The sequence below is a fragment of the Streptomyces sp. sk2.1 genome (genome assembly GCF_008120935.1).
Taxonomy (GTDB): domain Bacteria; phylum Actinomycetota; class Actinomycetes; order Streptomycetales; family Streptomycetaceae; genus Streptomyces.
In genome coordinates, this window is sequence record NZ_RDBO01000020.1 from 1,414,939 (window position 1) to 1,431,857 (window position 16,919).

The 16,919-nt window shown below is 70.9% G+C and carries 24 protein-coding genes and 1 tRNA gene; 20 read left to right on the plus strand and 5 right to left on the minus strand.

Features of this window, described 5'->3' with window-relative positions; all coding sequences use genetic code 11:
• The 3 genes from EAO76_RS09730 to EAO76_RS09740 all read right to left on the minus strand — a co-directional run.
• Window positions 1-432 (minus strand): single-stranded DNA-binding protein (locus tag EAO76_RS09730; protein ID WP_148835675.1); only part of this gene is annotated, 432 nt, incomplete at its 3' end.
• A 99-nt stretch (window positions 433-531) separates the two neighbouring features.
• Entirely contained in the window at window positions 532-2,577 is a 2,046-nt protein-coding gene (locus EAO76_RS09735) for a YfjP family GTPase (protein WP_148835277.1), read from the minus strand.
• Entirely contained in the window at window positions 2,577-4,226 is a 1,650-nt protein-coding gene (locus EAO76_RS09740) for a dynamin family protein (protein WP_148835676.1), read from the minus strand. Before EAO76_RS09740 ends, EAO76_RS09735 begins: the two co-directional genes overlap by 1 nt.
• 328 nt (window positions 4,227-4,554) lie before the next feature.
• Between EAO76_RS09740 and EAO76_RS09745 the strand changes: the two genes are divergently transcribed.
• Window positions 4,555-4,627: transfer RNA gene (locus tag EAO76_RS09745), tRNA-Arg, on the plus strand.
• Between the two features lie 181 nt (window positions 4,628-4,808).
• Window positions 4,809-5,780, plus strand: a complete 972-nt coding sequence (locus tag EAO76_RS09750; protein ID WP_148835279.1) for a tyrosine-type recombinase/integrase — start codon at window positions 4,809-4,811, stop codon at window positions 5,778-5,780.
• Between the two features lie 22 nt (window positions 5,781-5,802).
• Here EAO76_RS09750 and EAO76_RS09755 read toward each other — a convergent pair whose 3' ends face one another.
• Window positions 5,803-5,997 carry a hypothetical protein gene (locus EAO76_RS09755; protein WP_148835281.1) on the minus strand — a complete coding sequence of 65 codons (195 nt, stop codon included), beginning with the start codon at window positions 5,995-5,997 and terminating at the stop codon, window positions 5,803-5,805.
• 150 nt (window positions 5,998-6,147) lie between these two features.
• Entirely contained in the window at window positions 6,148-6,540 is a 393-nt protein-coding gene (locus EAO76_RS09760) for a hypothetical protein (RefSeq protein WP_148835283.1), read from the minus strand.
• Between the two features lie 659 nt (window positions 6,541-7,199).
• Here EAO76_RS09760 and EAO76_RS45985 point away from each other — a divergent pair.
• From EAO76_RS45985 to EAO76_RS09850, 18 genes are all read left to right on the plus strand, one after another.
• Window positions 7,200-7,322 (plus strand): hypothetical protein, encoded by a 123-nt coding sequence (locus tag EAO76_RS45985; RefSeq protein ID WP_262375329.1) that lies wholly within the window; start codon window positions 7,200-7,202, stop codon window positions 7,320-7,322.
• Window positions 7,323-7,405: 83 nt separating this feature from the next.
• Window positions 7,406-7,750, plus strand: a complete 345-nt coding sequence (locus EAO76_RS09770) for a hypothetical protein (RefSeq protein WP_148835287.1) — start codon at window positions 7,406-7,408, stop codon at window positions 7,748-7,750.
• Complete coding sequence (locus EAO76_RS09775; protein ID WP_148835289.1) at window positions 7,747-8,118, plus strand: hypothetical protein; 372 nt, start codon at window positions 7,747-7,749, stop codon at window positions 8,116-8,118. The genes EAO76_RS09770 and EAO76_RS09775 overlap by 4 nt, the downstream gene beginning before the upstream one ends.
• Window positions 8,115-8,942 (plus strand): hypothetical protein, encoded by an 828-nt coding sequence (locus EAO76_RS09780; protein WP_148835291.1) that lies wholly within the window; start codon window positions 8,115-8,117, stop codon window positions 8,940-8,942. Before EAO76_RS09775 ends, EAO76_RS09780 begins: the two co-directional genes overlap by 4 nt.
• Complete coding sequence (locus EAO76_RS09785; protein ID WP_148835293.1) at window positions 8,939-9,175, plus strand: hypothetical protein; 237 nt, start codon at window positions 8,939-8,941, stop codon at window positions 9,173-9,175. Before EAO76_RS09780 ends, EAO76_RS09785 begins: the two co-directional genes overlap by 4 nt.
• The gene (locus EAO76_RS09790; RefSeq protein WP_148835295.1) at window positions 9,172-9,750 is read left to right on the plus strand and encodes a hypothetical protein; all 579 of its coding nucleotides are present in this window, start codon (window positions 9,172-9,174) and stop codon (window positions 9,748-9,750) included. Before EAO76_RS09785 ends, EAO76_RS09790 begins: the two co-directional genes overlap by 4 nt.
• On the plus strand, window positions 9,747-9,953 hold the full coding sequence (locus EAO76_RS09795; RefSeq protein ID WP_148835297.1) for a hypothetical protein: 207 nt from the start codon (window positions 9,747-9,749) through the stop codon (window positions 9,951-9,953). The genes EAO76_RS09790 and EAO76_RS09795 overlap by 4 nt, the downstream gene beginning before the upstream one ends.
• Window positions 9,950-10,828, plus strand: coding sequence for a PD-(D/E)XK nuclease-like domain-containing protein (locus tag EAO76_RS09800; protein WP_148835299.1), 879 nt, complete (start codon window positions 9,950-9,952; stop codon window positions 10,826-10,828). The genes EAO76_RS09795 and EAO76_RS09800 overlap by 4 nt, the downstream gene beginning before the upstream one ends.
• The gene (locus EAO76_RS09805) at window positions 10,828-11,706 is read left to right on the plus strand and encodes a hypothetical protein (RefSeq protein WP_148835301.1); all 879 of its coding nucleotides are present in this window, start codon (window positions 10,828-10,830) and stop codon (window positions 11,704-11,706) included. The genes EAO76_RS09800 and EAO76_RS09805 overlap by 1 nt, the downstream gene beginning before the upstream one ends.
• Entirely contained in the window at window positions 11,703-12,431 is a 729-nt protein-coding gene (locus EAO76_RS09810) for an exonuclease domain-containing protein (RefSeq protein ID WP_148835303.1), read from the plus strand. Before EAO76_RS09805 ends, EAO76_RS09810 begins: the two co-directional genes overlap by 4 nt.
• Window positions 12,428-12,763 (plus strand): hypothetical protein, encoded by a 336-nt coding sequence (locus tag EAO76_RS09815; RefSeq protein ID WP_148835305.1) that lies wholly within the window; start codon window positions 12,428-12,430, stop codon window positions 12,761-12,763. Before EAO76_RS09810 ends, EAO76_RS09815 begins: the two co-directional genes overlap by 4 nt.
• A complete protein-coding gene (locus tag EAO76_RS09820; protein WP_316248322.1) occupies window positions 12,760-13,134 on the plus strand; it encodes a WhiB family transcriptional regulator in 375 nt (124 codons plus the stop codon). Before EAO76_RS09815 ends, EAO76_RS09820 begins: the two co-directional genes overlap by 4 nt.
• Window positions 13,131-13,613, plus strand: a complete 483-nt coding sequence (locus EAO76_RS09825) for a WhiB family transcriptional regulator (RefSeq protein WP_187438517.1) — start codon at window positions 13,131-13,133, stop codon at window positions 13,611-13,613. The genes EAO76_RS09820 and EAO76_RS09825 overlap by 4 nt, the downstream gene beginning before the upstream one ends.
• Window positions 13,613-13,918, plus strand: a complete 306-nt coding sequence (locus tag EAO76_RS09830) for a hypothetical protein (protein ID WP_148835309.1) — start codon at window positions 13,613-13,615, stop codon at window positions 13,916-13,918. Before EAO76_RS09825 ends, EAO76_RS09830 begins: the two co-directional genes overlap by 1 nt.
• A gap of 821 nt (window positions 13,919-14,739) precedes the next feature.
• Complete coding sequence (locus EAO76_RS09835; protein WP_148835311.1) at window positions 14,740-15,627, plus strand: hypothetical protein; 888 nt, start codon at window positions 14,740-14,742, stop codon at window positions 15,625-15,627.
• A 1-nt stretch (window position 15,628) separates the two neighbouring features.
• Complete coding sequence (locus tag EAO76_RS09840; protein ID WP_148835313.1) at window positions 15,629-16,243, plus strand: hypothetical protein; 615 nt, start codon at window positions 15,629-15,631, stop codon at window positions 16,241-16,243.
• Window positions 16,244-16,442: 199 nt separating this feature from the next.
• The gene (locus tag EAO76_RS09845; RefSeq protein ID WP_148835315.1) at window positions 16,443-16,643 is read left to right on the plus strand and encodes a DUF6011 domain-containing protein; all 201 of its coding nucleotides are present in this window, start codon (window positions 16,443-16,445) and stop codon (window positions 16,641-16,643) included.
• Complete coding sequence (locus EAO76_RS09850) at window positions 16,643-16,912, plus strand: hypothetical protein (protein ID WP_148835316.1); 270 nt, start codon at window positions 16,643-16,645, stop codon at window positions 16,910-16,912. The genes EAO76_RS09845 and EAO76_RS09850 overlap by 1 nt, the downstream gene beginning before the upstream one ends.
• Window positions 16,913-16,919 lie beyond the last annotated feature (7 nt).

Consider the following 16,919-nt stretch of genomic DNA (forward strand, 5'->3'; position numbering starts at 1 on the left):
GTCCCACGGGTCGTCGCCGCCCGGACCGCCCGCCCCGTCCGGGCTCCCCACGGGAATCGTCGAGGCGTTCTCCCCCTTCGCCACCCGCCGGAACGCGGCCGTCCCCCGCGTCAGATCGTGGCCCACCGCGACCGCCTCGATGTCCACGAACGTCTTCCGCCGCCCCTCCCGTTCCTCCTCACGCACCTTCAGCCTGCCGTGCACGACGAGTGGTTCCCCGACGGAAACGGAACCGGACAGATTCAGCGCCAGCGCCCGCCAGGCCCACACGGTGAAAAAGCTGGTGTGCCCGTCGGTCCAGAGCTGTTTCCCGCGATCCCAGCGGCGCGGCGTCACCGCGAAACGGAATCGCGCCATTCCACCGGACGCCGTCTCCCGGAACTCCACGCCCGTCGCCGCGTTGCCCACCAGCGTCACCAAGGTGTCGTTCATGACTCCGCCTCCCCTTCGGCCCTCGGACCGGTGACCGCTTCCGCGCGGCCACCGGTCCCAGATTGGAGGAGAGGCGGAAATCCTGCCGGGACCTGTGGACTACGTACCGGTTGTGGAAATCTCCGTCACCGTCACGTACCTCTCCCGCACCTCGCGGTACCGCGCGAGTTCGGCCGCCACCGGGTCGAGGACCCGCGCCCGCCCGCACGCCGCCGCCGCCTCGCGCAACTGCCGCTCGGCCTCCTGCCCGTACCGTCGCGCCGGCCCCCGCGCCGCGGCCACGCACGACCACTCCACCAGGGGACCTCCGACGACCCCGGCCAACATCACCAGGGCCGGGACGACGTAGCCCGGTTCGAGCACCCCGACGATCTGGCCGACCAGCCAGAGACCGCCGAAGACCTGCAGCAGCGTCATCGAAACCTGGGCCAGCACGGCGGCCGGCCACCACTTCGGCCTCGGCGGCCGCCCGTTCGCCCGCCCGCCGTGCGCCGTACCGGAGGTCCCGGCCGTCCCCGGCTCCCCGGCCGCCGCACCGCGCCCCTCCTCGCCCGCGCCGTCGGCTCCGCCCGTACCGTTCGCCCGGCCCCTCTCCTCCACGGCCCCGGCCCGCTCGACCAGTTCGTCGAGCGCCTCCGGCAGACCTTCCGCACCGTTCACCGCCGCCTCGCGGACCGCCTGCGCCCAGGGGGCCGGCAGCCCGTCCGCGGCTTCGTCCGCCACCGCCCGGACCGCCTGCTCGACGCGCTGCCGGGAGGTGAGCCGCTCCTCGGGGGGCGCGGGCTGCGCGGGGCGCTCCGGGCTCCCGGGCCGCCGGGTGGACTCGTACCAGCGCCACAGCCGCAACCACGGCGTGCCGCACGCCCGTCCGGCGTTGCGGCGCCATTCCCGTTCGGCCGCCTGTCCCGTCGCCGCCGCCCCGACGGCCTCCGCGAGCCGGTCGGCGAACTCCTCGCGGGCCTGTTCGCCGAGTCCGGCCCGCCCCTCGGCCACGTACACCGGGCGGAGCCTGGCCGCGGCGACGTCCACGTCCGCGGAGAGCCGGCGGGCCGCCGCGCTGCGTTCCTGGACGAACCGGCCGAGCACCTCGCGCAGTTCGCCCACTCCCTCACCGGTGAGCGCGGACAGGGACATGACGGTGGCGCCGGGTTCGCCGTGCTCGCCCAGGGCCATGCCGTCCTCGTCGAGCAGCCTGCGCAGGTCGTCGAGGACCTGGTCGGCGGTGTCGCCGGGCAGCCGGTCGATCTGGTTGAGGACGACGAAGGTGACCTCGGCGTGTCCGGCGAGCGGCCGCAGATAGCGCTCGTGCAGCGCCGCGTCCGCGTACTTCTCCGGGTCGACGACCCAGATCACCGCGTCGACCAGCGCGAGCACCCGGTCGACCTGGTCACGGTGGCTGGTCGCCGCCGAGTCGTGGTCGGGCAGGTCGACCAGGACGAGGCCCTGCAGGGCCTCGTCGGACTCCGTGCCGCCCTGCTGCGGCCTGCGCCTCAGCCGCCCCGGGACGGCGAGCCGGTCCAGCAGGCCCGCGGCCCCGTCGGTCCAGGAACAGGCGATGGGGGCGGAGGTCGTCGGCCTGCGCAGCCCGGTGTCGGAGATCTGGGCGCCCGCGAGGGTGTTGAAGAGGGTCGACTTGCCGCTGCCGGTCGCGCCCGCGATGGCGACGACGGTGTGCCGGGAGGAGAGCCGCTGCCGCGCCGCCGCCTCGTCGAGCACCCGCCCCGCCTCGGCGAGGGTGTCACCGTCGAGCCGGGCCCTGGACAGCCCGACGAGTTCGCGCAGCGCGTCCAGCCTCGGCCGGAGCGGACCGCCGGAGGGCACGTACGCCTCGACCTGGGGCAGCCGCGCGTCGTCGTCCTGTACGGCCTCGGGTTCGGGGTCGGCCGTCCTGGCGGCGGCCCGCCGGGCGATGAGCCCGTCGTTCCACTCCCGGCCCGGCCCGGCCGGACGGTCCGCCGCGCCGCCGTCCCGCCCCTCGCCGCCGGTGTCCCGGCCGGTGTCCGCCGCCCGTACGGCCCCTTCGGCGTCCGGGCCCGGGCCCGTCCTCGTCGTCCCGGTCCGGCGTCCCGGGACGCCGACGTCCCGGTTCCCGTGCGGAGCGGGGCTCCCGCCCCGGCCGGTTCCCTCGTCGGTGACGGCAGTCATCACTGCCACCTCTCCTTCTGCAGTACGGACAGCGCGGCGATCAGTTCGGCCTGCGGCTCCGGGGCCACGTCGAGCGCGTCGAGCGGGGCGAGCCGCCGGTCGCGCTCGCCGTTCAGCACCCGGTCGAGGCAGTCGGTGAGCAGGGCCCCTCCCTTGTCGCGCAGCCGCAGCGCGCCCTGGGCACCGATCCGTTCGGCGAGCTGCTCCCCGGCGCCGCGGGTGCGGCGGCCGCCGAGCAGCGCGGCGGCCAGCAGCGCCGTCACGGTCCCGGCGTCGGGCGCGGCGTTGCGCTCCAGCCGGCGCACCTCCTCCTCGGCCAGTTCCTCCAGGACCCGCCACCACCGCCGTACGGCCATGGTGATCCGGCCCCGGATGTCCTCGGCGGGCCCCCATCCCCCGGCCTCCCGGCCGACGTCCTCGAAGCCGAACACCCCGGCCGCCGGATCGCGCCGCCAGGTCGTGCGGATCTGTTCGTCGGCGGCGGCCACGGCGCACTGCAGGAGCGCGGCGAGGCTCTCGACCAGCGCTTCGAGGAGTTCCTCGGAGGTGCTGTACAGGGGGTAGCCGCGCCATCTGGTCCGGGCGTCCCCGGCGAGCACGCCGCCGCTGCGCAGCCTCCGCCGCACCCGGGCGCCCTCCGTCCGGTACGCGTCCTCGACCACCCCGCTCAGCCGTACCGACGCCGCGTACTGTGCCGCGACGGCCCCGGCCAGCTCCAGCATCCGCACGTCCAGCGAGGCGATGGCCCCGGCCGCCGTGCGCCCGATGGCCTGCTGGCGGGCCGCCGGGTCCTGGGCGCGGTGGCTGAGCCAGGCCCGCAGCGGGGCGACCGCGGTCGTGGGCAGCAGCCCGTTGCCGCCACCGGCCGACTCGGGCAGTTCGGGGATGGTGAAGCGCGGCACCTCGCCGAGGCCGGCCCGGGTGAGCAGCGCCCCGTACTGCCGGGAGACCTCGCCGATCACCTGGTGCGGCACCCGGTCCAGGACGGTGACGAGCGAGGCGTCGTACTGCTTGGCGGTGCGCAGCAGGTGCCAGGGCACCGCGTCCGCGTACCGGGAGGCCGTGGTCACCATCACCCACACGTCCGCGGCGCAGATCAACTCGGCGGCCAGCACCCGGTTGCGCACCACGAGCGAGTCGATGTCGGGCGCGTCGAGCAGCGCGAGCCCGCGCGGCATGCCGGGCGCGGTCTCGACGCGCAACGAGTTCGCGTCCTCCTCCTCGCCCCCGTCGAGCTCGTCGAGGCCGTCGCACCCTCCGGGGTCCCCGGTCTCCTGCGGGGGCAGCCAGACCCTGGTCAGCTCCGGCAGTACGCGCACCCCCGCGAACCAGTGGTGGTCGTCCGGGTGGCAGACCAGCACAGGTGTCCGGGTGGTCGGCCGCAGCACCCCGGCCTCACTGACCCGTCTCCCCACCAGGGAGTTGACGAGCGTCGACTTCCCCGCGCCGGTCGATCCGCCCACGACGGCGAGCAGGGGCGCTTCGGGCTCCCTCAGTCGGGGAAGCAGGTAGTCGTCGAGCTGGGCGAGCAGCTCGTCCCGGGTCTGCCGGGCGCGCGCCGCCCCCGGCAGCGGAAGCGGAAGACGCACGGCAGCGACACGGTCGCGCAGGGCGGAAAGTGCGTCGATGAGCTGAGGCCGTCCATCCAAGGTCACCACATGCGAAGAATGCCCAATTTTGGAGCCTTTTTGAAGCGTATAACCACCTCTGCGCGCCGGTTCTCCATCGAAAACGGAGTCGGGACAGAGGGGACGAGTGGGGCGCAGGCATAACGAGTGCACAACACCCGGCGCGCGAGACGCCAAAAGCGGTGCGCGAATCCCACCTACCTGCGATTATCGGTTCGCTTCACCGAACCTCCACATCGTGCCACGCAGGTGAAGCAACCAGGACGAGGCGACAGGAGCTCTATCCTTGTTCCGGCTGGTCACCGACCGGCCCGGCCCCAGGGCTCCAGTCCGCCGAGGCCACCACCCGGCCCCCGTAGCTCAGTGGATAGAGCAGGTGCCTTCTAAGCACTTGGCCGCAGGTTCGAGTCCTGCCGGGGGCGCACACACTACATGACCAGCGGAAACGCTGGTCATTCTCTTTCCGGGCGCTACGCACAGCGCAAATCGGCCAAGTGCCCTGCCTGTTGGCGTGGTCCGGCGTACGGTTCAGGAGAACCCAGCGGATACCAGCCCGAGAGGCGATTGGTAGCCGCCATTCGCATACTCGAACAGGGACATCGCATGGCCACCACGCCCCTCTCCCCTGAGCCGCCCGGCGAACCGCGCTGCGACCTTCGACCGGAAGTCGCCTCCTGGATCAGAGCTCTCCGCGCCCGCAATCTCTCGGAAGCCACCCAACGGGTCTACCGGCGCGCGGGCGACGGCTTCGCCGCCTACCTCCTCACCGAATACAGGGTGGTCGATGGGGCACGCCCCGCCCCGGCTTCCCTGGACGAAGTGCACCGTGAGCACGCGGAGGCATTCATCGCGGACTTGATGGACAAGACGTCCGCCGTGACGGCGCACCAGTACTTCCGGAGCCTGAAGACCTTCTTCAACTGGCTCGTCGACGAGGAAGAGCTGGACCGGTCCCCCATGCGGACGATGAAGCCGCCGGCCGTGCCGGAGACCGTCGTGCCGGTCATCCCTGACGACGCATTGAAGAAGCTGTTCGCCACCTGCAAGGGCAAGGACTTCAAGTCGCGCCGGGACACGGCGATCCTGATGCTGTTCCTGGACACCGGGGCCCGCCTGTCGGAGCTGACCGAGCGGTCCGTAAAGCACGTCGACCTGGACCTGATGGTGCTCTACGTCCTGGGCAAGGGGGGACGAGAGAGAGCGGTGCCCTTCGGGCGGTCGACGGCGCAGGTACTGGACCGGTACCTGCGTGCCCTGGCGAAGCACCGTGGCCGGGCGCTGGAGCCGGAGGATGCGCTGTGGTGGGGGGTGAAGAGCGGTAGCCGGATGACGATCTGGGGCGTGGGCACGATGCTGAAGACGCGCTGCGAGGAGGCTGGGATCCCACACGTTCATCCGCACCAGTTCCGGCACACGTTCGCTCATTTGTGGAAGCTGAACGGGGGCAACGAGGACGACTTGATGCGGATCACCGGGTGGCGGTCTCGGCAGATGCTGTCGCGGTACGCGGCGTCGTCGGGGGCGGAGCGGGCCCGACGTGCGCACCGGGACTTGAGCCCCGGCGACCGGTTGTGACGGTTACCGGGGCTGTCGCGAGCTAGGCGTCGGCGCGGTGGACTACCTTCATCGCGCCGATCAGTCTTGGCAAGTACTGGCAGAGCAGGGCGAGTGCGCGAGATTCGCTGATCCTGCGAGGGTCGAAGGCCATGCGTACTCGCCGGCCGAACTCCTTGAAGATCATCACAACGCCATCGTCGAGGCTGGCCCGCTCGACAAGCACCTCGGTCGCCACATGACCCCCTGTCCACGCCTGCACACACACTCGTCCGCACAGACGTTCGATCGCTGCGAGGCTCCGTCACTCTACGCCCTCACAACGTCACCAGATAGTAATCCAGCATGGAACCACCTGCGGAAACCCCGGTCGCCACCTGAAGCACCGTCACTCTGTGGAGCCATTGTACGGAACTTGAAGTTCCTCTTCCCCCCAACTGGCCATAATCGCACGCGACTTGGACGCTTCGGGAATGTCAGCCCCCTCTTCGTGCACGACCGTGCCGCCCTCTACGCCCGTCGCCACGAAGCCCGCGAACTCATAGGCCGCCGCGGCTGCCGCTCGCTCAGGGGGGACGCGGAGGCCGGCCGCGATCGCGCGCACGAGCCCCGGGTTGAGCTTGATGCCTTTCTGCCGGGCCACCTTCCACAGGAGGTTCGCGCCCGGCTGGTACCCACTCTCGGGATCGATGGCGCGGTCCGACAGCTGGGCGAACGTGAGGTCGCCACCGTCTACCGCTTCAGCCACCAAGTTCGCCAAGGTCTCAGGCTTGCTCGTCATTGCCACGCACGCTCCCCATATGTGGGTCATGGAGGATGTGTCGGCTGCACCCTCCGCCCAGGCCACCAGCTACAACTTATTGTCCACATCCCCACCCCCGAACAGGTATGCAGCCTGCGCAAAGAGACCGAAAAGCCCTCGCGGTGTTGACGCTGCAAGGGATTCGCGCGCGTCCTGTGGACACAGGTTGAGCGCTGTGCTTAGCTATAGCCATCCCCATTCGAGGATGGGGATGACGAAAGGCTTGCACGTGCACAACCGCAGGTATCGCATCCATGACGGCCAACTGCTCCGACAGTTGATGAAGCGCCCCGGGTCGGCCGGGGTCCGCCATACGGTGCGCAGCCTGGCCGAGGCCACCGGCCTCTCCTACACCAAAATCCACCGACTGATCACCGAAGAGCGCCCGACCGTCGAAGCGAACGAGGCAGATGCCGTCGCGGAGGCTGTCGAGGTCCGACGTCGAGCGCTTTTCACGCCAACTTCATCCCCATTCGAGGATGGGGATGACAGGGAGGGAACCCATGGACCCCGAGATTCGGAGTCTCCGAGCGCGCCTCGGAGCCCACGCGAGCTGGGCGAACACGACCGACCCGGCAAGCCGGACAGCGAAGGCGCGAGCCGCGGCGAACAGCCGCTTTGAGAAGCAGGCCCGGGAGATGCACCCCGGGGCCACGGACGAGCAGATCACCCGTGTGGCGGAGCACCTGCGCAAGGCGCACTTCTCGCGGATGGCGCTCGCCTCGGCGAAGGCCCGTCGCTCGAAGCCGGCCGCCGCCTGATCGCAGAACGGGGCCGCCCGGACCGGGCCTGGTCCGTACGACCCCTCGGCTCACCTCAACCAACTCAGAAAGAAGAGGTCACCGTGACCATCAACTTTATCCGGCCGGGCGTCACCGGCCAGACCCAGCGTGCCAGCTTCATGGCCGCGCTCTCCTTGGCGGAGACGCTGCTCGCCGAGACGACTGCCATCCCGACGCACTTGCACGTCGAGGCTACCGAGTGGTCGCCGATGACGCCGACCGTCCGGGCCTACTTCCACCACGACCCGGCTGCGGTAAGGGAGTTCGCGAACCAGTTCTTCCTGGAGGTCGCCGATTCGGTGCGGGCGGACGGGCTCGTGCAGACGGAGGCGTCGGGCCGCCGGGACGGTATCGCGGTTCAGGCGTGGGCCCTGGTCCGCGTTGAGGACGAGGAGATGGCGGCATGAGCGAGACGCCTGTGACCGGCCCGTTCCGGATCAGCATCGAAGCCACCCCGGCCGGGGTCGCTCTCGACATGACGCACTACCTGCACACCCTCGTCCTCGCCTTGGCGGAGGCCGCTGTCGAGGACGGCCCTTCCCTCCTCGACGACCTGGTGGCCATCGCCGACCTGGAGCGGTCCGCCCGGCACCAGGGCCTCGACTCGCACGCCACGCACGAGCGCGACGAGGCGGTGCAGAACCTCCTCGACGAGCTGGTCGACGGAGGCTCGGTGCCGGTGTACGGCGAGCAGGTGCTGCGGCTGGTCGCGGCGCTGCGCCGGGCTGTGGCTCTGCGCCCGATTCCGTCGCCGCGGGAAGCGGGTGCGGCATGAACGCCCCGATGACGCCGGAGCAGCGCGAGGCGATCGCGCACCAGCTCGGCGCTGCGAAGCCCGCGACGGACGGACTCCTCGGGTCGCTCGCCGAGTCGGTCACGAACGTCCGCACCCACGACCACCCGAAGTGGGAAGACCTGTACTGCATGAACCTCACCTCGTACATGGGCGAGCGGATGGCACCGGTGCTGCGTCGTCTGCTGGAAGCCGAGGCCGAGTGGGTCGCGTTCCGGGATCAGCGGAACGCGGTCTGCGCGGACAACGAAGAGTTGCTCGCCCGGGTCGAGCGATCCGGTCTGGCTCGGCTGCAGGCTGAGAACGAAACGCGGACGGTGGTGCGGGAGCGTGACGCGCTGCGGGCCCGGGTCGCCGAGCTGGAGGCGCGTCCGTCGCACTCTTCTGCCACGCCCGCCGAGATCGACGCTCACGTGCGGCAGCTCTTTTCCGAGGACGCCTACCTCCGTTACCAGCAGGCGATCGGCGAGCACGTCCTGGCTGAGGCGGTAGAGGACACCCAGGTTGTACGGGCCTCGGCAGACAACGACGGCCTGTACAACGCCGACTGGCGCGAGGGCTGGGACGACGCGATCGAGCGGATCGACCCGGACTTGAACGACCCGTGCCCGTCAACGCTCCTGACGCTGAGCGACTCGGTGGAGGACCCGCACGACTCGCCGCTGCGCCCCGGCGCCTGCGACGCGTGCGGTGACGTGCCCGAGAAGTGGTGCCCGGACTGCGCGGCATGCCGCCAGGGCTGCCACGGCGGACACGACGGCAATCCGTGCGCCCACCCGCGCGCCCCGTGGGGCGGTGCCGCATGAGTGCCGCTGACCGTCTCGCTCTGCTGCGCCGCGCGGTTCGTGATGGCCGGGGCGAGTGGACCACCCACCGCGTGCAGGACCTGTACCGGGCCAGCTCGTACGCCGCTCCGCTCCGGCGGACGGCACGGCAGGACCTGTCCGTTCTCGCCCGTCAAGGCCTGCTCGTCCTGGACGACACCGACCCCGGGCGCCGCTGCTACCGCCTCAACCACGCCCACGGAGGCTCCCGATGAAGTGCGAAGAGCAGCTGTACAACGACGGCGAGACGTACTCCTCCCGCGACTGCCAGTTGGAGCTGGACCATCCCGGAGACCACGAGTACTTCGGGCAGAAGTACCCCCGCCCCGTGCCGGCCGAGCCGGACACCGACGTCGCCGACCTGATCGAGCAGGCCGCCCGCCAGCGTGGCGTGTGGGATCTGGATGAGAGGCAGTGGTCGATCGTCGTTGAGGTCACCAGCGTCTACGTCATCAAGGCGCCGGGAGCGACCGAGGACGAGGCTCTGGCGTACTGGGCTGACGGTGGCGATTACCCCGACCTGGACGGCGAGCAGGCGATCGATGGCGGGTTCGAGATCCGACGCGTCGACCGGTGGCAGCGCGGGAGCCTGACGGGCGCCCCGATCGGCCCGCAGATCGCATGCCCTGGCTGCGGCACGTTGGCCATGCGCCGCGAGTGGTTCCACGACCCGTTCAGGAAGTGTCACGGACCGATCGAGTGGCGCGAGAACGCCCATACACGGACGCTCCAGTGGCGTTATCGCCGCGAGTTCAAGGCCACCCCGGACATGCAGGCGGTGGCGTCGTGAGCGACCGCCCAAGCACGTTCGGCGGGACCTGGACCCGTGACACCCGGCCCACCACGGGCCGCAGCATGCGCGAACTCCAGGACCGGGCGTCCTTCGGCGCTTCGCCTGCGGCCGGGGCGTCCTGCGCCCTCGTCCTCTTCCTTCCTCTCGCCGGGCTGGTCCTCGTGGCCACCCTCCTCCACACCACCGGAGCCGTCGCATGACCATCACCGCGCTGGCCGGGGCTTCGGCCCCGGCCGCCGGGATCGATCCCGGCGTCTACCCCGATCTCCTAATGGAGCGGTACCACGCGGACCGCGGGTCGCTGTCCTCGTCCGGCGCCCGCCGCCTGCTGCCGCCGTCGTGCCCGGCCCTGTTCCGGCACGAGCAGGACAACCCGAAGCCGTCGACGAAGACGTTCGACATCGGGAACGCCGCGCATCAGCTGGTGCTTGGCGAGGGCCCCGACCTGTGGCTCGTGGACCACGTTCGATGGGACACCGCCAAGGCCAAGGCCGAGGTCGCCGAGGCCCGCGCCGCTGGAGCCATCCCGCTGAAGCGCGCCGAGTACGACCAGGTGCAGGCGATGGCCGACGCGATCCGCCGACACCCCATCGCCAGCGCCCTGTTCGCCCCCGACTCCGGCCGCCCCGAGGTGTCGGTGTTCTGGGAGGACAGGACGACCGGCATCCGACGCCGGGCCCGGTTCGACTGGCTGCCGCACCCGCGGTCCGGGCGGCTGATCATCCCCGACTACAAGACCTGCCGCAGCGCCGAACCCAGCGCGCTGGCCCGCGCGATCGACGAGTACGGCTACCACTGCCAGGACGACTGGTACCGGGCCGCCGCCCGCGCGGCCGGCCTCGCCGAGGACCCGGCGTTCGTCTTCGTCTGCCAGGAGAAGACGGCCCCGTACCTCGTGACCGTGGTCGAGCTGGACGCTGCGGCCCGCCGGATTGGCGCCGCGAAGAACCGCCGCGCAATCGAGGTCTTCGCCCGCTGCACCGAGACCGGGAACTGGCCCGGCTACTCCGACGACATCACCTACCTCTCGCTCCCCGTCTGGGCCGAGCGACGCGACGAAGAGGAATACCTCTGATGAGCTACCAGCAGATCGAGCGCATGACCCCGGCCGCGGCCCCGGCCCGGGTCGGGCAGGGCACCGCCGTCGAGCAGTCCCGCGCCGTCGCCGAGGTCCAGGCCGCCGTTCTGGTGGCCCGCCAGTTCCCCCGCGACGAGGCGATGGCCATTGCGAAGATGCGGACGGCCTGCGCCCAGCAGGAGTTGGCGCAGCGGGCGTTCTTCCGCTTCCCCCGCGGCACCTCGAACGTGTCGGGCGAGACGATCCAGCTCGCGAAGGAGCTGGCCCGGTGCTGGGGCAACATCCAGTTCGGGGTCGCCGAGCTGCGTCGCGACGAGGAGTACGGCGAGTCGGAAATGCAGGCGTGGGCCTGGGACATGGAGTCGAACGAGCGCTCCTCGACCACGTTCATCGTGCCTCACGCCCGGTGGGCGAAGGGCAAGGCCGAGAAGCTCGCCGACTTCCGTGACGTCTACGAGAACAACGCGAACAACGGGGCCCGCCGCCTGCGAGAGATGATCTTCACGGTGCTGCCGGTCTGGTACATCGAGCAGGCCAAGTCCGCCTGCGCCAAGACGCTCGCCACCGGGTCTGGTGATGTCCCGCGCGCCCAGCGGATCGCCGACTGCGTCGGTGCGTACGAGGCGGTTGGGATCACGGTCGACCAGATCGAAACGAAGCTCGGCCGGCCGTCGGCGAAGTGGACCGACATGGACCTTGGTCAGCTCCAGGTCATCTACCAGTCGATTCAGCGTGGCGAAGTCACCGCCGACGAGGAGTTCCCGGCCCCGCGGGTGACGGTCGACGAGATCACCGCACCGGCTGCTGTGCCGGACGCCGAGCAGTCGAGTACGTGGCCGACGGCTGCGCAGGCCGGATCGGGGGCCCACGCATGAGCTGGCACACCGGCCGACTTGCTGGCTTCGACATCGAGAGTTCGGGCCTGAACGTTGAGGTCGACCGCATCGTGACCGCGTGCGTCGTCGGGTGCGGCGGCGGTGACCCCATCGACTCCACCACGTGGCTGGCCGACCCCGGCATCGAGATCCCCGCTGAAGCGACCGCGGTGCATGGCATCAGCACCGAGAAGGCGCGCGCGGACGGGCGGCCGGCCTCTGAGGTGGTCGAGGAGATCGTGCACGCCCTCGTCGAAGCCGTCACCGACGGCACGCCCATCGTCGTGATGAACGCGCCGTACGACTTCACGCTCCTCGACCGCGAGGCCCGCCGGTACGGCGTCACGCCCCTCACCGACCTGGTCGGCGATGAGCTCCGGGTCATCGACCCGCGGGTGATGGACAAGGCCGTCGACCCGTACCGGCGCGGCCGCCGCACCCTCACCGACCTGTGCGCGCACTACGGGCTCCGGCTCGACGCCGCGCACACCGCGGACGCGGACGCGCTCGCCGCCTGCCGCGTCGCCCAGGCCCTGGCCGAGCGGTGTCCGCAGCTCCGCGGAACCGCCCTCGACGAGCTGCACGCCGTTCAGCAGCAGTGGGCCGCCCAGCAGGCCACGTCGTACGCGGCGTACCTCGCCCGCACTCCGGGCCGCGAGCACGAGGCGCCCTCGGTCCGGGCCGACTGGCCGCTCGTCCCGCACCAGACCAGGCGGTCGTCATGAACCCGCTGACAGTTGTGCGACGCCTCATCGCCCCTGCTGGCCAGCACCGGGCCACGCCCCTGGATTCGCCGCAGGTCACCCGGGCCGCGTCGTGCCTGTGCTGCGGCTGGGACCGGGTCACCACCCATGCCGTCGAGGACGGGGTGCTGACCTGCCAGGCGTGCGAGCGCCGCACCGCCGAGGTCAGCCGCACCGAGATCGTCCCGGGCACCCGGTGGCTGGTCTGCGACGACCCGGCCTGTGGCCACATGACCACCCGCCACCTCCCGGCCGCCACACCACGGACCTGGGCCTGCACCTGGTGCGGCACCGTGAAGGGAGACCAGCCGTGAAACCTCTCGCCTGGATGGACGAGGCGCTCTGCGCCCAGGCAGACCCCGAAGCCTGGTTCCCCGACGGATCCGGCCAGCACGCCCGTACCGCGCTCCGTATCTGCGCAGAGTGCCCTGTCCGTACTGAGTGCGGCGAGTACGCCCAGGTCATCGAGGACGCCGTCGACGGCCGCCGGCACGGGGCATGGGGCGGACTGTCCGCCAGCGCCCGGAGCCGTCAGACCCCGGCAACCGCCGAGCGGGACCGGCAGATCCTCGCCCTCACCGCGCAGGGCTTCACTGCGGCCGAGATCGGGGACCGGCTCGGCACCACCGGCCGCACCGTCGTCCGAGTCCGCACCGCCCACCGCCGAACGGAGGCCGCGGCATGAGCTACGCCCCCGACACTCTGGCCCGGCCGGCGGAATGGTGGGCCCGCGCCGTGTGCGCCCAGGAGGCCTACAGAGGAAGCGATCTCTGGTACGTCAGCCGCGGCGACGGGGGCGGCCGGGAGACGGCGATCGCCCTCTGCCGGACCTGCCCGGTCATTGCTGTCTGCCGGGCGACAACAGCCAAGGAAGAGGCTGGCAAGGGCTTGAAGCACCGCTTCGGGATCCGTGCCGGGATGACCCCGCGGCAGCGGTGGCTCGCCGAGCAGGCCAGCAGCCAGGACCGCCCGGCCGAGGACGCCCAGCAGCGGAAGCGGGATCGAGCGCCGGTGGTGTGCGGCACCCGGGGCGGCTATCAGAAGCATCTCCGCGACCACACCGAGATCTGCGCCCCGTGCCGACAGGCGAACACCGACGCTGATCGGCGCCTGCGGAACACCGGCACGACCAAAACCACCAGCCCCGAACGGAGCGCCGCCTGATGGACCAGACCACCTCAACCGCGCCGCGAAAGCAGCGGGTCAGCCGGTACGTCACCACCACCGTCGAGGTCGAAGTCGACATCGCCGAGTACTTGGACGAGTCCGAGGACAGCGAACTGTCGGAGCTGGGTCTCCATCGCGCCGACAGCTGCGCCGGAGACCCGGACGGAAGCGCCGACGAGCTGTACCAGGCGCTGAACGCCCTGCATCAGCAGGCCCACCCCGACCAGCCGCTGTTCGTCGACACGTGCCTGCGCGAGCCCTGCCGAGGGCTGTCTGCACGCCGGTTCCCGAACCTCCGCTGAGCCACCCCGGCCCGGGGCGCGGCGGCCCCGGGCCGGGACGCCTACATGCACCCACACGACAAGGAGAAGCGCATGTCGAACGCCTTCCCGCCCCTCCACGAGTACTCCCTCGCCCACGCCTGCCCTACCTGCGGGGTTCAGCCCGGCGTCGACTGCGACGCACCACGGAAGAAGGCCATCCTCGTTCGACGTGTCCGACTGCTCGAACAAGTCGGATGGGAGGTTCCGGTGCCGGGCCCGTTCGAGTTGATGCACGCCGCACGGTCCGACGCTGGCCGACGCCACTACTACCAGGACGTCGGCAACGCCCCTTGGCCGGAGGACCGAGAGCCTGGCAAGCGGTACGACACCATCGCGCAGCTGGCTACGAAGCGGCCAGCAGTCGTGAGGCCAAGGTCATGAGCTTTTCGACTTGGGGCCAGGGGGAGCCGGTGCGATGCCGGCCTCCCGGGCCAGGCGCCGTACGTAGGCAGCGCTGAAGGGTGAGCGTGCTGTGACTTCGGTGGGGGCGGCTCCTGCGCGGAGAGCCGCGAGGACTTCTTGGATCGCGGACTCACGCGCTTGCTCGTGGGCGCGTTCGGTGCGCCGGTATCGGCGGGTGGCCTCGTCAAGGTCCTGCATGTCACTCATGCGCCACACCGTAGCGCAACTAAGTTGCAGGCGCACGGCCAAATAGCTACTGTGTAGCGCATCAGGGTTGCGCTGCTTGTTGGCGCTTATGGCCTCCGGTTTACGCAGACAGTCATCGCACTGAACACCGATGTATCGGGCCCGGACCCCGGGCCACCACCCGCACCACCACGACCGAGAGAAGCAGCGAAATGCCCTGGGTCCGCCTCGACGACCGATTCACGTCACACCGGAAGATCCGCCTGCTCTCCCACCAGGCGTTCCGGCTGTACGTGTCCGGGCTGTGCTACGCCGCCGAGAACCTCACCGACGGACGCATCCCCGCCGAGGAGCTGCGCATCGTCGCCGACATCAAGACGAGTAAAGCAGCGGCAAAGGAACTCGTAGAGCGTGGCCTGTGGGAGGTCCACGAAGAGGGCGGTTGGCAGATCCACGACTACCTCGAATACAACCCCGCCGCTGAACAGGTTCGTGCCGAGCGTCAGGCTAAAACCGCACGTCAGCAGCGGTGGCGGGAGAACAAGAAGAAGCAGCGCCCCGGAAAGGGAACGCCGGGTGTAGACGGTTCGGTAGACGCGTCTACAGACGCGTCGCGAGACGGGGGTGTGACGCCTGCCCCGTACCCGTCCCCGAACCCGGTTCCTCCTACGGAGGAACTACCCCCCTACCCCCCGCACGCCGGAGACCACCTCCCGGCCGTACACGGCGGGGGCCAAGAAGCAGCAGCAGTAGGTCCCGACTGGCTCCAGCCACTCACCGGAGCCATGGGCGCGGCCAGCATGCACGTCCCGTGGAAGTTCAAGGGCGATGACCTGATCCGCCTGCACAACGACATCAAGCGGCTCGGTATCCCGCTGATGGTCGAACAGGCCCGCCGCAGCTGGCAGTCCGCCCGGACCCCCGTCGTGTCGTCGCGGTTCTTCTACGACAGCTGGCACGCGATGCCGACTCCCGAGCCCGCGCCGGACGGGCGGCCGAACCTCCGCGCAGTCGACGGCCCGAGCGAAACCAACGAATACCTCGAAGACATGGCGGCCATCGCCGACGAATTCCGCCAGCGGAAGATGGGAGGCGCCTGAGATGGAGCCTGAGCAGATCCCCCAGCTCATCGCCGAGATTGCCCTCGCTGACCCCCGTGTCCGCCGCGAGGACAGGAAGGAGCGCCGCGCCCAGGCCCTCATGTGGGCCGGGATCCTCGCCGAAGTTCCGTACGACTTCGCCGTCACCGCCGCCCACCAGCACTACGCCAAGAGCACGTGGCCGATCCTCCCCGCCGACATCGCCACCCGGTGGGCCGCCACCGTCCGTGACCGGATGCGGCACGATGTCGACCCCGCCCCGCCCGTCGACCCCGACAACGAGCAGGCGTACCGGCACGCGCTCGCCGCCCGCCGCCGCGCCGTCGCCACCGGCCAGCAGCCCCCCGTCGAGCACAAGATGCTCACCTCCGGACCGGCCGCCGCCTCAGTCGAGCGCCGCCTGGCCGAGCTCGGCGCATACATGCCGCCGTCCGTCCGCGACGCCCTCGCGGTGGCCCAGCCCGAGGCCAGGCGAACCCCGTACCTTGGCCTGACGGTCCCGTGCCCGCACTGCCGTGCCGCGGCCGGCCAGCGCTGCACCATCCCCGCCAGCGGCCGCCGCATGCCCCACGCACACCCCTCCCGCGTCACCGCAGCCACCGAGGCCGCCGCGTGAGCACCCGCTCCTGGCGACCGGACGGCCCCGGCAGCTTCCTCGCCCCCAACGACGTAACCGCTGTCCGAGACCGCACCGGCCGTCTCTGGACCCGTGACCGCACCCGCTGGACCTGCACCGGCTCCCACTGGGTCCGCTGGCGAGTCCTCGTCGCCGACCACGGACCCGTCACCGACGAAACCCCAAGGAAGACCCGGACATGAACACCCCGTCGTGCCGCGTCTGTGGGCGCCTCCTGCGCTCCGAGCGCTGGCGGGCCCGAGGCATCGGCCCCGTCTGCGCCAAGGCCGCAGGCGACCGCCCAGCGCCCCACATCCCCACCCCACGCCCCGACCACCACATCGACGGACAAGCCGAGCTGCCGCTCGTCCACCACCAACCCACCCTCTGGAGCCTCTGATGACCGACCAGCCCACCGAAGGCCGCTGCATCCGCTGCAAGCAGACCCGGCCGCTCTTCCCGTACAAGCCGCTCCACAACTGCATCCGCGACATCGGCCCCGTCGACCTCACCGAAGCGGCCACGCACATCGCGTGGATCGAGGACAACGGCGACCGCTGGTGCACTGCCGCCATCGAACGCCGCGCCCAACTCCACAGGCTGTGCGTCCGCTGCCACGACCGCGAAGCCATCGACGAGCAGCACTTCGTCGACACCGTCCTCGGCTGACGCCTCG

Bases quoted from the DNA above. Each gene is read 5' to 3' on its own strand.
- EAO76_RS09835 (WP_148835311.1), top strand. From the start codon at position 14,740: ATGCCCTGGGTCCGCCTCGACGACCGATTCACGTCACACCGGAAGATC.
- EAO76_RS45985 (WP_262375329.1), top strand. From the start codon at position 7,200: ATGCACCCCGGGGCCACGGACGAGCAGATCACCCGTGTGGCGGAGCAC.
- EAO76_RS09810 (WP_148835303.1), top strand. From the start codon at position 11,703: ATGAGCTGGCACACCGGCCGACTTGCTGGCTTCGACATCGAGAGTTCG.
- EAO76_RS09840 (WP_148835313.1), top strand. From the start codon at position 15,629: ATGGAGCCTGAGCAGATCCCCCAGCTCATCGCCGAGATTGCCCTCGCT.
- EAO76_RS09780 (WP_148835291.1), top strand. From the start codon at position 8,115: ATGAACGCCCCGATGACGCCGGAGCAGCGCGAGGCGATCGCGCACCAG.
- EAO76_RS09775 (WP_148835289.1), top strand. From the start codon at position 7,747: ATGAGCGAGACGCCTGTGACCGGCCCGTTCCGGATCAGCATCGAAGCC.
- EAO76_RS09750 (WP_148835279.1), top strand. From the start codon at position 4,809: ATGGCCACCACGCCCCTCTCCCCTGAGCCGCCCGGCGAACCGCGCTGC.
- EAO76_RS09785 (WP_148835293.1), top strand. From the start codon at position 8,939: ATGAGTGCCGCTGACCGTCTCGCTCTGCTGCGCCGCGCGGTTCGTGAT.
- EAO76_RS09800 (WP_148835299.1), top strand. From the start codon at position 9,950: ATGACCATCACCGCGCTGGCCGGGGCTTCGGCCCCGGCCGCCGGGATC.
- EAO76_RS09825 (WP_187438517.1), top strand. From the start codon at position 13,131: ATGAGCTACGCCCCCGACACTCTGGCCCGGCCGGCGGAATGGTGGGCC.
- EAO76_RS09790 (WP_148835295.1), top strand. From the start codon at position 9,172: ATGAAGTGCGAAGAGCAGCTGTACAACGACGGCGAGACGTACTCCTCC.
- EAO76_RS09830 (WP_148835309.1), top strand. From the start codon at position 13,613: ATGGACCAGACCACCTCAACCGCGCCGCGAAAGCAGCGGGTCAGCCGG.
- EAO76_RS09815 (WP_148835305.1), top strand. From the start codon at position 12,428: ATGAACCCGCTGACAGTTGTGCGACGCCTCATCGCCCCTGCTGGCCAG.
- EAO76_RS09850 (WP_148835316.1), top strand. From the start codon at position 16,643: ATGACCGACCAGCCCACCGAAGGCCGCTGCATCCGCTGCAAGCAGACC.
- EAO76_RS09805 (WP_148835301.1), top strand. From the start codon at position 10,828: ATGAGCTACCAGCAGATCGAGCGCATGACCCCGGCCGCGGCCCCGGCC.
- EAO76_RS09760 (WP_148835283.1), bottom strand. From the start codon at position 6,540: ATGACGAGCAAGCCTGAGACCTTGGCGAACTTGGTGGCTGAAGCGGTA.
- EAO76_RS09735 (WP_148835277.1), bottom strand. From the start codon at position 2,577: ATGACTGCCGTCACCGACGAGGGAACCGGCCGGGGCGGGAGCCCCGCT.
- EAO76_RS09845 (WP_148835315.1), top strand. From the start codon at position 16,443: ATGAACACCCCGTCGTGCCGCGTCTGTGGGCGCCTCCTGCGCTCCGAG.